At 74.8% G+C, this 12510-nt stretch carries 12 protein-coding genes; 5 read left to right on the top strand and 7 right to left on the bottom strand.

Annotated features, from left to right (window positions below):
* Window positions 1–151 precede the first annotated feature (151 nt).
* Complete coding sequence (locus VFW24_14285; protein ID HEX5267930.1) at window positions 152–1078, top strand: glycosyltransferase; 927 nt, start codon at window positions 152–154, stop codon at window positions 1076–1078.
* Here the strand turns inward: VFW24_14285 and VFW24_14290 are convergent.
* Genes VFW24_14290 through VFW24_14300 form a run of 3 tightly spaced genes read right to left on the bottom strand, consistent with a single transcriptional unit; the run spans window position 1066 to window position 4183 of the window.
* Entirely contained in the window at window positions 1066–1863 is a 798-nt protein-coding gene (locus VFW24_14290; protein ID HEX5267931.1) for a class I SAM-dependent methyltransferase, read from the bottom strand. The two genes, VFW24_14285 and VFW24_14290, sit on opposite strands and share 13 nt — an antisense overlap.
* Window positions 1864–1892: 29 nt before the next feature.
* Entirely contained in the window at window positions 1893–3548 is a 1656-nt protein-coding gene (locus VFW24_14295) for a glycosyltransferase (GenBank protein ID HEX5267932.1), read from the bottom strand.
* Entirely contained in the window at window positions 3545–4183 is a 639-nt protein-coding gene (locus VFW24_14300) for an acyltransferase (GenBank protein HEX5267933.1), read from the bottom strand. The genes VFW24_14295 and VFW24_14300 overlap by 4 nt, the downstream gene beginning before the upstream one ends.
* A 26-nt stretch (window positions 4184–4209) precedes the next feature.
* On the opposite strand from VFW24_14300, the gene VFW24_14305 reads away from it, so the two are divergent.
* On the top strand, window positions 4210–5196 hold the full coding sequence (locus tag VFW24_14305) for a glycosyltransferase (protein ID HEX5267934.1): 987 nt from the start codon (window positions 4210–4212) through the stop codon (window positions 5194–5196).
* On the opposite strand, the gene VFW24_14310 is transcribed toward VFW24_14305, so the two are convergent.
* The 3 genes from VFW24_14310 to VFW24_14320 are packed head-to-tail and all read right to left on the bottom strand — an operon-like array spanning window position 5111 to window position 8248.
* Window positions 5111–6196 carry a glycosyltransferase family 2 protein gene (locus tag VFW24_14310; protein ID HEX5267935.1) on the bottom strand — a complete coding sequence of 362 codons (1086 nt, stop codon included), beginning with the start codon at window positions 6194–6196 and terminating at the stop codon, window positions 5111–5113. The genes VFW24_14305 and VFW24_14310 overlap by 86 nt on opposite strands.
* Window positions 6193–7374: an ABC transporter ATP-binding protein gene (locus VFW24_14315; protein ID HEX5267936.1), complete on the bottom strand. Its 1182-nt coding sequence runs from the start codon at window positions 7372–7374 to the stop codon at window positions 6193–6195. The genes VFW24_14310 and VFW24_14315 overlap by 4 nt, the downstream gene beginning before the upstream one ends.
* 31 nt (window positions 7375–7405) lie before the next feature.
* Window positions 7406–8248, bottom strand: a complete 843-nt coding sequence (locus VFW24_14320; GenBank protein HEX5267937.1) for an ABC transporter permease — start codon at window positions 8246–8248, stop codon at window positions 7406–7408.
* Between the two features lie 24 nt (window positions 8249–8272).
* On the opposite strand from VFW24_14320, the gene VFW24_14325 reads away from it, so the two are divergent.
* Complete coding sequence (locus VFW24_14325; GenBank protein HEX5267938.1) at window positions 8273–9082, top strand: methyltransferase domain-containing protein; 810 nt, start codon at window positions 8273–8275, stop codon at window positions 9080–9082.
* A gap of 21 nt (window positions 9083–9103) precedes the next feature.
* On the opposite strand, the gene VFW24_14330 is transcribed toward VFW24_14325, so the two are convergent.
* On the bottom strand, window positions 9104–10300 hold the full coding sequence (locus VFW24_14330; GenBank protein ID HEX5267939.1) for a glycosyltransferase family 4 protein: 1197 nt from the start codon (window positions 10298–10300) through the stop codon (window positions 9104–9106).
* 20 nt (window positions 10301–10320) lie between these two features.
* On the opposite strand from VFW24_14330, the gene VFW24_14335 reads away from it, so the two are divergent.
* Both VFW24_14335 and VFW24_14340 read left to right on the top strand, forming a co-directional pair.
* Window positions 10321–11427: a glycosyltransferase family 1 protein gene (locus VFW24_14335; GenBank protein ID HEX5267940.1), complete on the top strand. Its 1107-nt coding sequence runs from the start codon at window positions 10321–10323 to the stop codon at window positions 11425–11427.
* Window positions 11418–12510, top strand: a 1093-nt coding sequence (locus tag VFW24_14340; GenBank protein HEX5267941.1) for a glycosyltransferase family 1 protein, incomplete at its 3' end; no start/stop codon positions are given. The genes VFW24_14335 and VFW24_14340, both read left to right, overlap by 10 nt.

Raw genomic sequence — 12510 nt, forward strand, 5'->3', positions numbered from 1 at the left:
CGGCCTGGGCCCTCGCCCGCGGGTGGCGGAGCGTCTCGGCCGAGACGTCCCGCCGGCGGGCCCTCTGGTCGGTACCCGCCGACCTCGGCGTCGATGCCGTCACCGCCGCCGCCCTCCTGGCCGGGAGCGCCCGGCACCGGAGCGTCGTCCTGTGAGGGCGCCCGGCATCACCGTCGTGCTGCCGACCTGGAACCGCCCCCTCGGGCTCCGGCGGGCCCTGGAGGGGCTGGCCGGCCAGCGGGACCCGGGCCCGGAGTGGGACGTCACCGTCGTCGCCAGCGCTTCCGACCCGGCCGCCCGGCCCGTGGTCGAGGCGGTGGGCCGCCGGCTCCCCGTACCGGTGACGGTGGCCGACGAGCCCGAGCCCGGCGCCTCGCGGGCCCGCAACCGGGGCCTGGCGACCAGCCGGCAGGTCGTGGCCTTCCTCGACGACGACTGCGTTCCCGAGGCGGGATGGCTGGCCGCCGTCACCCGGCCCGTGCTGCGGGGGGAGTGGGCGGCCGCGGCCGGGCGGGTGGTGGCCGACCCGACGGTGGCCCGGCCCCGCTGGCTGGGTGACGCCCTGGTGGCCTACCTGGCCGAGTACGACCGGGGCGCGGAGGAGCGTCCCCTCGCTCCCGACGACTTCCTCCTCACCGCCAACGCCGCCTTCGACGCCGATCTGCTCACCGCGGCGGGTGGCTTCGACCCGCTCCTGGGACCCACCGCCGGGCGCCCCACGGTCAACGACGACGTGGATGTGTGCCGCAAGGTGCGCGCCGCCGGTGGGCACATCCTGTACGTGCCGTCGGCGCGGGTGGTTCACGAGCTGCCGGCGTCCCGCCTGTCCCCCACCTACCTGCTGCGCCGGATGCACGCCCAGGGCCGCTCGGACTGGATCCTCGACCGGCGGACCAACGCCCGGGCCCGGGACCGGGGCCTGGGCTCGGCCGGCCGGCAGCTAGTGAAGGAGGAGGCGAGCATCCTGCGCCAGGGCCCGTGGCACCGCCCCGTGGCCCTCCACGCCGCCGGCGCCGTGGCCCGGGCCGCCGGCTTCGCCCGGGAGGCGCTCCGGGCCCGGGGCCGTCAGGCCGACTGAGGCGCGGCGTCGTGGGGAGGCCGGGGCACGGCGAGGATGGCCCGGGTCAGCAGGCCCCGGTGCCCGGGCCGGCCGGCCAGGAAGCCGGCCAGGGGGGACAGCCGGTGATCGGGCGGGGCGCCCCTGCCGTGCGGGACGAGGAAGCGCCGGCCCACCTGCTCGACCCGGAAGCCGGCGGTGGCGGCCAGCTGGCACAGGCCGGCCGAGTTCACCCGCCACCACTCGTCCGAGGCGGGCCGGAGGCGGGCCGCCGGCTGGCGGCGGGCCACCACCTCGAGCAGGGGGTCGACGGCCTCCACCAGGACGAGCGAGCCGGAGCACACCGAGCGCATGGCCTCGAGGGCGCGCACCGGGTCGCGCAGGTGCAGGAGCAGGGCTCCGCACAGCACGACGTCGAAGGTCCCGTCCCGCTCCGGGTCGAGGTCGTAGGCCGAGCGGGCCAGCCACTTGGCCTTCGAGCCCAACGCCGCCGCCGCCTCGGCGAACCCGGGCCCGCGGCCCGAGCCCCACTCCCCGATGGACGCGGGTCCGGACCGGCGGTGGTCGTAGGCCCAGTCGATCTGGCGGGGGTCGTCGAGGTCGCACGCCACCACCTCTGACGCGCCGCGCCGCTCCATCTCGAAGGCCCAGAAGCCGTCGAAGGTCCCGACGTCGAGGCAGCGACGGCCCGCCAGCTGCGCCGGCCAGGGGACGTGGGCGGGCGCACCACGCGTGTCGAAGTACCCGGCGGTAGGGCCGCGGCCGGGCAGGTCGATGGTGTGGTACCAGCTGCGGCGCTCCGGCACCCGGGAAGTCTAGGAGCGCGCCGGCACGGTCATTCGCTCCGCCAGCACGCCCCGCCGGCCGAGCAGGGGGCGCGGCCCGGCCAGGCGCGGGACAGCACCGGGCCGGCCCGGCGTTCGAGCCGCGACCGGCTCCCACGTTGGCCGCCGTAGACGACGAAGTGGGAGCGGCCGTGGTGCACGCGGTAGCGCACGAGGCCGCGCTCGGCGGCGTGGTCGAGCAGGCGGGGGATCGGCAGCTCCCGGTGCATGTGCGGGTCCCCGGGATCGGGCTCGAGGAAGTTGACCGCCACCAGCCGCCCCCTCGACTCCAGGGCGGCCAGGAAGGCGAAGGGGTCCTCGACGTGCTCGATCACGTCGAAGGAGTAGACGAGGTCGTAGCCGCCGGGCACCTCACCGTCGACGTCGAACACCTCCGCCTCCAGGCCCCGCTGCTGCAGCCGCCAGCGGAGATACCGGGTGCTCGGGTTGTCGAAGTCGGCGAAGTCGACGCGATAGCCGTCACCGATCAGCCGCAGGCCGTCGGTCCCGATGCCCGAGCCGTAGTCGAGCAGGCGGGAGCCGGCGGGGACGTAACGGCGGACGGCGGCACGGTAGGGGACCTTGGTGGACCACGCCGCGAATGCCGTGAGGTCGTACAGGTACGCCTCGCTCGTGCGGTAGAACGTCTCCTCGTCCGGGGCGGCATCCAGCTCGGCCTCGATGGCGTGGTCGTGGAGGTACAGGCGCTGCTCTTCGAACCGGTCGCCGAGGTAGGCGCGCAGCTCCCCGAAGTCGCGCTCGGACTCCCAGGCGTTGAGGAAGAACGGCGCCAGCTGCAGGTGGTACCACCGGTTCGCCTCGGCGCGCCCCCGGTCGCGCAGCGGTCCCCGTGGGAGCCAGTCGACGACGCGGCGCCACAGCGGGTTCGGGGGGCGGGTGGCGAGGGCCTCGCGGCAGCGGGGCAGGAACCACGGCTCGAACCACGGGTGCCTCGTGGTCATGACGTGCTCGGCCCGGCCGGCGGTCTCGAAGCGCCGGCGCAGCCCCGGCCAGTCGTAGCGGTGCAGGTGGAGGCCGACCGCGTCGGGCTCGTACCACAGCCGCATCCCTTCCTGCTCCATGCGCCAGCCGAGGTCGAGGTCCTCGTACAGGAACCGGAACGCCGGGTCGAACCCGCCGGCGCGGGCGAACAACTCGGTCTTGAACGACACGTTCGACGAGTAGAAGCGGGACCAGCCGGCCGGACCGGCCTGCATGTGGGCGTAGTCGAACTGGGTCCCCGACCATTCCAGCCACCGCTGGATCCGGCCCCGCTCGGCGTCGGGGTGCCAGCGGATCAGCCCCAGCACGGCGTCCTGGCCCTCGGGCCGGCGGTTGTGGGCGTCGAGGTGGCGGCCCACCAGGTCGGGCGTGGCCAGGATGTCGTCACCGAGGAGTAGGGCCAGCGGCCGCGCCTCCCGGCGCGCCCACTCGACTCCCGCGTTGCGCGCCGGCCCCGGGCCGCCCCGGGGCACGCCCGTCACGGTGACCCGGGCCCGGGGCGCCACCGCCTCGGCCGCCTGGTCCTCTCCGTCGGCCACCACGACGGTGTGGAAGCCCGACGCCGTCTGATCGTCCAGAGCGTCGAGGGCGCGGGGCAGGACGCCCCACCGCTCCCGGGTCGGGATGACGACGACGAGGTCCTCAGCCCGGAACGGGCTGCTCACTCCACCTTGTCTTTGCCGGTGGTGACGGGCACGCCGGGCGGGCCCTCGCCCGGGCCGAAGTACTCGACCGGACGGGCCGGCGCCCCCAGCGCCAGGGTGTAGGCGGGGATGTCACGCGACACGACGGAGTGGGCGCCGATCACCGCCCGCCGGCCCACGTTGGCGAAGATCGTGCACTTGCCCATGACGATGGCGTCGTCGTCGATCCGGATCGGCTTGAAGTCGTAGCCCTGGGCCAGCAGGTGGCGCTCCGGGTCGCGGAAGCGGTGCCGGCCGTCGACGATCAGGCCGGACTGGCCGATCACGACCCCGGGGCCGATCTCGATCGTCGTGCTGCACTGGATCAGGCAGTCGGCCGTGAACACGGCGCCGTCTCCGATCTCCACCCGGCCGTCCCCCTGGATCTGGCACACGAAACCGCGGCGGAACTCGACGCCCCTCCCGACGATCAGCGTGCCCCGCCCGGGGATGTCCAGCGAGAACCCGGGGCCCAGGAACACCGGACCCCGGAACTCGACCCGGCAGTGCCTGTGGGTGGCCCGGATCAGCTGCTTGCGGGCCTCCGACGCCGTCCGGGCGCCGACGCGGTAGCGCAGGTACCACGGCAGCTCGCCCAGGCTGGCAGGACGGTCCATCCGGCGTGACCTTACGCTCCGGGTAAGTGTCCCCCACGCCATCCGTGGCTCCCGCCGTCTCCGTCGTCGTCGCCACCCACGAGCGACGCGCCCTGCTGGCCGGGCTGCTGGCGGCGCTGGACTCGCAGACCTGGCCCGACCTGGAGATCGTCATCGTCGACGACGGCTCGACCGACGGGACGTGGGAAGAGCTGCAGGGCCGGGCGGGGAGCAGCCCCCGGACGCTGCGCATCGTCCGCCAGGAGCACCCGACCGGGCCGGCGGCGGCGCGCAACCGGGGCTGGCGGGAGGCGCAGGGGCGGATCATCGTCTTCACCGACGACGACTGCGTGCCCACGCCCGGTTGGGTCGAGGCGCTGGTCGCGCCGATAGCCGCGGGCCGGGCCGATCTCGTCCAGGGAGTCACCATGCCGCCGCGCGAGCAGTGGGACGGCTCGGGCCCCTTCGCCCGCACCATGTGGGTGCTCGACGAGGACGGCTTCTACGCCACGTGCAACATGGCCTACGCGCGGGACGTGCTGGCGGAGGCGGACGGGTTCGACGAGCGGTTCCTCCGGCCCTTCGGGGAGGACACCGACCTGGCGTGGCGGGCCATCGAGGCGGGGGCGCGGCCCGCGTTCGTCGAGGACGCGGTCGTGCACCACAAGGTGTGGCCCTCGAGCTGGACCGCCCACGTGCGCGACCGGGCCCGGCGGGAGGGCATCGTGCTGGCGGCGCGGGAGCACCCCCAGATCCGGGCCCGCTTCTGGCGACCCGGGTGGTACCAGGGCTCCCACCCCCGGGCTCTGCTGGCCGCGGCGGGCGCCGTGGTGGCTCTGGCCGCCCCGGGGTGGGCCCGCCTGGCGGGAGCGGCGCTGGCCGTCCCGTACGTCCACTACCGCCTGGCGGTGCGGAGGCTGCCGTGCCGGCCGAGGAACCTGGCCCCGGTCATAGCCCTGGCGCTGGTGGCGGATCTGGTGGAGGTGGGGGTGCTGGTCGTGGCGTCGGCCCGCTACCGGACTCTGTTGCTCTAGCGGCGGGCCCCGGGTCCTGCGGACCACGCCCGCCGCTGCCGGCGGGGGCCCCATCCCCGCCGGCGCCCTCATGGCGCTCATCGGTGCTCCCCCCTCGCACCAGGGCCCGGGCCTGGCGGGACCAGCGCTCGGCGGCGCCGTGGTCCCCGCGGAGGCGCGCCCCGGCCCACAGCTCGGTGGCGGCGGCGGCGCTGACGTACCGGTAGGCGGCGGTGGACAGGCGGCCGTGGGTCAGATGGTGGAAGCGCAGCGCCGACGCCGTCTCGAGGTCCACCCGGGCCGCCCCGAACGCCTGCTGCCCCGAGGCGTTCCCCACGTGGCGGAACCGGGCCCGGGGCTCGAACAGCACGTCGTAGCCGGCGTGGTGCACCCGCCAGCACCACTCCATGTCCTCGGCGTACATGAAGAAGCCCTCGTCGAACAGCCCCACCTCGGCCAGCAGCGACCGGCGCATGAGGAGGGCGGCGCCGACGGCCCAGTGGACCGGGCGGGTCACGTCGTGGCACCAGTGACCCTCGAGCATCTCCCGCTCGAGGACCCGCCGGGGCAGCCACCACCTCCCCCCCAGGGCGTGCAGGAACGCCATCCGCAGCGAGGGGAAGGGGTGGGTCGAGTGCTCGAGGGTGCCGTCGGGCCGCTCGATCCGGGGCGCCACGGCGGCGGCGGTGGGCAGCTTCTCTCCGGCGCCGACAAGCTCGCCCACGGCCCCCGGCTCGGGCCAGGCGTCGGGGTTGAGGGCCAGGAACCACGGCGCCGTGCCCCGCCGGAGGAGACGGTTCATCCCGGCCGCGAAGCCCAGGTTCCGCTCGTCCGCGTCGATCTCCGCCTCGGGCACCCACTCCCGCACCGCGGCAGGAGTGCCGTCGGTCGAGCCGTTGTCCCTCACGAGCAGCCGGATGCGGCAGCGCTGCTCGCTGTCCAGGAGGCGGCGCAGGTTCTCCACCACCAGATCGCGCGTGTTCCATGTCACCACGCCGACGTCGACGTCGGGAGTGGTCACAGCAGCCGGAAGGTGCCCTCGAGGTCGGCCACCCCGGCGGCGGCGGGACGCGACGAGACGAAGAACGGCAGCTGTTGGCTTGCGGCCAGGCGGGCCGCCACCCCGTCGCTCAGGCCCACCTGCACGCTGTAGCTGCCGGTGACGAGGCCGACCCGGAGGGCCACCTCCGCCGTGAAGGTCGATCCCGCCTCCACCGGGTGGGGCAGCAGCTCGCGCGTCGAGTCGGTGTAGGCGTAGCTGCCCGATTCGTTGGTCACGGCCACGCCGAGGTACGGGTCGTCCACCACGGCATCGATCCGCAGCCGGACCCGCAGGACCATCCGGTCCCCACCTGCGAGGTGCCGCGTGGGCCGGCCCTCCCCGTCGAGGAGCTCCACCCCCTCGATGACCGCCACGCCGGGCCGCTCCGGCGGCAGGTCTCCGGCGTTGACCGGGTCGAGCTCACGGGACTCGCCCAGGAGATCGTGGTAGACGGAGATGGCGTCGTTGGTGGGCCCGAGGAAGTGCAGTCGGCCGGCGGCCATGACCCCGGTCCGGGGGCACATCAGGCGCACGGCGTTCAGGTTGTGGCTGACGACCACGATGCTCGTTCCCGCCTCGCGGATGGCCAGCATGCGGTCGTAGCACTTGAGCTGAAAGGCCAGATCCCCCACCGCCAGCACCTCGTCGACCAGGAGCACGTCGGGACGCGACTGCACCGCCACGGCAAACCCGAGCCGCACGAACATCCCCGACGAGTAGAACTTGACCGGGGTGTCGAGGAAGTCCTCCAACTCGGAGAACGCCACGATCTCGTCGAGGGAGGCATCGAGCTCCCGCCGGGTCATGCCGAGGATCATCCCGTTCACGTAGACGTTCTCCCGCCCGGTCAGCTCGGGATGGAACCCGACACCGACCGAGATCAGCGGGGCCACGCGCCCCCGCACCGCCAGGACGCCCTCGGTCGGGGCCGTGACCCCGGCCAGCATGGTGAGCAGAGTCGACTTCCCCGACCCGTTGCGCCCGATAAGGCCCAGGCACTCCCCCTCGTCCAGGGTCAGGTCGACGCCCCGCACCGCCCACAGGCTGCTGCGGCGGGTGCGCTGGCGCAGCCGCAGCGCGGCCGTCACGAGCATGGGCGCGTCCTCGTACTTGATGAAGCGCTTGCCGACTCCGGACAGCTCGACGACCGTGGTCACGGCCCCGTCCCCCGGCCGACCCGCCCCGGCCTCACAGGAGGTCCGTGAACAGCCGGTTGTAGCGACGGTGCAACGCCGCTGCTCCGACCAGGAGGACGGCGCTCCACCCGATCGAGATCACGACCGTCCATCCCCAGTGCGGGTCGACCCCGGCGGTGGCGGCCCGCAGCAGCTCCACCACGCCGGTCACCGGGTTGGCCGCAACCACGGCGTGCACGAAGCCGTGGGCCAGATGCAGCGGGTAGAAGACCGGCGTGAGATAGAACCACCCGATCACCGCCGCCGTGACGATGTAGCGGATGTCGCGGAAGTAGACGTGGAGCGCCGACGTCACCAGCCCGGCCCCGGCCGTGAGCGCCACCAGGAGGGCGGTGGCCGGCACCAACCACAGCACGTTCACCCCGAGGCCGACCCCCAGGACCAGGCACAGCAGGAGCAGGATGGCCACGGTTATGACGTAGCCGTACAGGTTGGCCACCACGCTGACCAGCGGCAGCAGGACGCGGGGGAAGTAGATCCGGGTCGACATCCCCGACCCGTCCACGATGGCGGTCGCGGCCGCCGACAGGGTGTTGCTGAAGTAGGTCCAGCCGACCATCCCCGTCAGCACGAACACGGCGAAGTTGGTGCCCGTGTGGATCCGCACCACCTTCGAGAACACCAGCGCGAGCACCAGGGCCTGGAACACCGGGAGGCCGACGGCCCAGAGCAGGCCCAACGACGCCCGGCGGTAGCGGACGTAGAAGTCCTTGCGGGCCAGGATCCCGAGGAGCTGGCGCGCCGCCCACACGTCGGCCACCAGCTCCGGGAGCGGGGTGATGGGACCGGTCAGCACGAAGCCCTCGCCGCGGGGACCGGCGGTCGGTGCGTGCACCGGCGCAGTGTAGGGTCGGCCCCGGTGAACCCCGAGGAGTTGCGCCAGCAGGTGTCCGGGCGCGATTGGTACCACACCATCGAGCTGGCGCCCGGCGTCAAGACACCGGGTTGGTTCGACACGGCGGCGGTGGCGGCCCGGCTGCCCTGGCCCTCCCTCTCCGGTCTCCGCTGCCTCGACGTCGGCACCTTCGACGGGTTCTGGGCGTTCGAGATGGAGCGGCGGGGCGCATCCGAGGTGATGGCCGTCGACGTGCCCGACCCGGCGGCATGGGACTGGCCCGTCGGGTCGAGCGAGGAGACACGGGCGGCCATCGGCCAGCGCAAGGGTCAGGGGGATGGCTTCCTGCTGGCGCGCGACGCCCTGGACTCGAAGGTGGAACGACGGGACCTGAGCGTCTACCAGCTCTCGCCCGACGCCGTGGGGTGCTTCGACTTCGTGTACGTCGGCAGTCTGCTCATCCACCTGCGTGACCCCGTCGGCGCCCTGAGCGCGGTCCGCTCGGTGTGCGACGGCACCCTGATGGTCGTGGACGCCATCGACGCCCCTCTGACGGCGTTCACCCGCCGGCCCGCCGCCTGGCTCGACGGACGGGGACGGCCGTGGTGGTGGAAGGCCAACGCCGCCGGCATCGTCCGCATGGTCGAGGCGGCCGGGTTCGAGATCATCGACCGCCCGCAGCGGGTGTGGATGAAGGCGGGAGCCGGGCAAGTCCGGCCGACGTCACCCGTCGCCGCCGTGCGCCATCTGCGCCACACCGCCGGCAGGGAGGCCCTCCTGTGGCTCACGGCCGGGGACCCCCACGTCTGCGTGCGGGCCCGCCCCCGCGCCTAGTCCCCGTCCGGCTGTCCGGCGTCAGCCCACTACCGACCGGTACAGCTCCTCGTGGGCCGGGCCCACCGCCTCGTCCCAGCCCCACGTCCGGGCGTGGTCGGCGCAGCGCTCCGGCGTCCCGGGCGCCCGGGCCAGGTCCACCGCATCCCCGATGGCCTCGGCCAGGGCGGGGATGTCCCCGAACGGCGTGGCGGCCTGGCCGATGCCGGGCGCGTTCACCACGTCCACCATGCCGGCCTCGGCGTAGCAGGCCACCGGTGTGCCACACGCCAGCGACTCCGCCAGCACCAGTCCGAACGCCTCGTGCCACGACGGCAGCACGGTCACCGTGGCGCCCCGGTACAACGCCGGAAGCTGCTCGGGGCGGACGTCGTCGATCCGCTCGGTGAGCTCGAGGGCGTCCACCCCCTCGGCACCGAGACCGGCCACCGCCAGGGGATCGGCCCGGGCCAGCACGGCGCTGGCGCCTCCGCCCACGCCGGCGACCGCCCAATCCGGGGCACCCGGTCCGCACAACACGAGCCGGGCATCGGGATGCCGCTTCCGCACCAGCGGCAGGGCGGCCAGGACGTGGTGGACCCCCTTGCGGATCTCCGACGCGTCGGACGGGAAGAGGAGCCGTACCGGTCCGGCGCGCGGTTGCAGGTCGGGGGAGAACGTCTCCAGCCGCACCCCCGGCGGAACGACCCGCAGCCGCCGGCGGCCGGTCCCGCCCAGGCGGGCACCGGTCAGCCCCTCCATCTGCGCCGCCGCCGACCGCGACAAGGTGATGGTCACCGCCGCCGCCCGCACGGCCCGCTCGAACAACCGCCTGCCACCGGGCTGGAGGGCAAAGTCCTCCGCGGTGGGGTGTCCCAGCACCGTGAACACGACCGGGTGCCCCGACAGCCGGGCGGCCAGCACCCCGGTCGGCGTGAGACTGTGCACGACGTCGTAGCGCCGTCGGAGCAGGGCCCCCAGGGCGATGCCGCCGAACGTCTCCATGGGGCCGGCACCGACACGGCGCAACGGCGCCAGCTCCCGCAGCTGGTACCGGCGCACGACGGCGCCCTCGGGCGTGCGCTCGACCGAGGCCCCCGCCCAGGCCCCGGTGATCACGTCGACCCGGTGACCGGCCCGAGCCAGGTACCAGGCCAGGTCGTGGAGGAGTCGCTCTCCGCCCCGGCGCACCTCCGGCCAGGAGAACGGGTGCACGAGCGCCACCCGGAGCGGAGCCATCCCCGGCCACAATGACACGCGTGGCCCGGGAGGTGGCGCCCAGCGCGACAGCATCGGCACCGGAAAGCCAGGAGCCGGTCGCGCCCGTCCGGGTGGCCCTCGACGCCCGGGCGCTCACCGATGCCTCCGCCTTCCGCGGCGTCGGCACCTACGTGCGCAACCTGGTGGCGGCGCTGGCCGACCGCCCCGACGTGGCGGTCACCGCCGTCCTTCCTCGCCGCCGGATAGCCCCGGACCGGTGGGCCACGCTCGAGCACCATCTGCGCCTGCCCGGGGAGCTGGCCCGCACGCCGGCCGACGTCAACCACAGCCCCGCCCTCGACCCGCCGCGCCGCTCCACCCGGCCCTGGGTGCAGACGGTCCCGGACCTCCTCCCTCTGGTGAGCGACGATCCTGCGTTCTCCGTCGAGCGCAGGCGGTGGCGGCGCTGGGCGCCCCGGGTCCGCGCCGCCGCCGCCGTGATCACGCTCTCCCGCCACGGCGCCGACCAGGCCCTCACCCACCTCGGCCTCGAGCCCGCCCGGATCCACGTGATCCCGCTGGCGGCCGGCCCCGAGTTCCGCCCCGGGACCGGCGCGCCCCCGACCCCCTATGTGCTCCACGTCGGCGAGTACGGCCCGCACAAGGGCTTCGGGACAGCCGCCTCCCTGGCCGCCACTCTCGCCGCCGCCGGCCTGCCCCACGAGCTGTGGATGGCCGGCCGGGTGGTGGACGACAACCGCGGCCCGGTCGAGGCGGCGCTGGCCGGCGCCGGACCCGAGGCGCGCTCCCGGATCCGCCTGCTCGGCTGGGTCCCCGACCTCGTGTCCGTCTACCAGGGCGCGGCCGCCCTCGTGGTCACCAGCCGCCACGAGGGGTTCGGGCTGCCGGCGCTCGAGGCCATGGCATGTGGCGTGCCGGTGGTGGCGTTCGCCAACTCCGCCACCGTCGAGGTGGTTGGTGACGCCGGCACGCTCGTTCCCGATGGCGACGGGGCGCGCCTGGCCGAGGAGTTGACGGGCCTGCTCCGCTCCGACGCCCGCCGCGCCGAGCTCTCCGCTGCCGGCCTGGCGCGCGCCGCCGGGTTCTCCTGGCGCCGCACGGCCGCCGCCCACGCCGAGGTGTACCGGTCGGTCGCGTGCGGATAGCCGTCGACGGGCGCACCCTGCAGAGCCGTCCCCTCGGGGGCATCGGGCGCGTGCTGCGCGGCGTACTCCCGTCCCTTCCCGCCGCTCTGAGGGATGCCGGGGTCGACCTCGCCGGGGTCGACGTGCTGACTGACGCCCGGCTGGCCGCTCCCGACCCATGCGTAGTTCCCGCCGACGTGGAGGTGCACGCCGTCCGGACCCTCCTGCCGGGCCGCGCCCCGGCCTGGCTGCAGTGGGCGGTGCCGCGATGGCTGTCCTCGGCCGGACGGGCCCGGGACGTGCGCCTGTTCCACTGCCCCTTCTACGGCCTCCCGTATCGTCAGCCGGTGCCGATGGTCGTCTCTCTGTACGACCTCACCTTCCTCGACCATCCCCAGTGGTTCCCGCCTCTGACCCGGGCCGCCTTCCGCGCCCAGGCCCGCGTGGCGGCGCGCACGGCGCGCGCCGTCATCACCGGATCAGTCGCCGTATCCCGCCAGGTCGTCGGACAGCTCGGCGTCGGGCCCGGCCGGGTCGTCACCGCCCCGGCTGCGGTCGACGAGGTCTTCCTGGCCGCCGGGCGGTCCCGCCCACCCCGCGGTGCCACTGCCGCCTGGCGGCGGGGCTACGTCGTCGCCACGGGTGGCGCCCCGCGCCGCAACCTGGCGGTGGCCGTCGACGCTTGGCGGGGCGCCCGGGAAGCGGGTGCCGAGATCGACCTCGTGGTCGTCGGCCCATTGACCGCAGCGGAACGGCGGGTGGCGTCTCCTGCGGAGGGCCTCGTCCTCGCCGGGTCGGTCTCTGACGAGGAGCTGGCCCGTCTGCTGGCCGGGGCGGTCGCCTTCGTCTACCCGACCGCCTACGAGGGCTTCGGGCTCCCCGCCACCGAAGCGGCGGCTACTGGCACGCCGGTCGTCTGCGCGCCTGTCGGCGCTCTCCCCGAGGTCCTCGGCCACGCGGCCGAGTGGTGCGACCCGACCCCTTCCGGCCCCTCGGTGGAGGCGGTGGCCGGCGCCATCCTCCGCCTGCTCAACGATCCCGAGCGCGCCAGCCGGATCGGCAGCGCGGCCCACGAGCGGATGGCCGCGGCGCCGGACCATGCCG

Source organism: Acidimicrobiales bacterium (assembly GCA_036273495.1).
Taxonomy (GTDB): Bacteria; Actinomycetota; Acidimicrobiia; order Acidimicrobiales; family JAJPHE01; genus DASSEU01.

Coding starts and splice junctions, on each gene's coding strand:
- VFW24_14300 (HEX5267933.1), bottom strand. CDS start 4,183: ATGGACCGTCCTGCCAGCCTGGGCGAGCTGCCGTGGTACCTGCGCTAC.
- VFW24_14330 (HEX5267939.1), bottom strand. CDS start 10,300: ATGGCTCCGCTCCGGGTGGCGCTCGTGCACCCGTTCTCCTGGCCGGAG.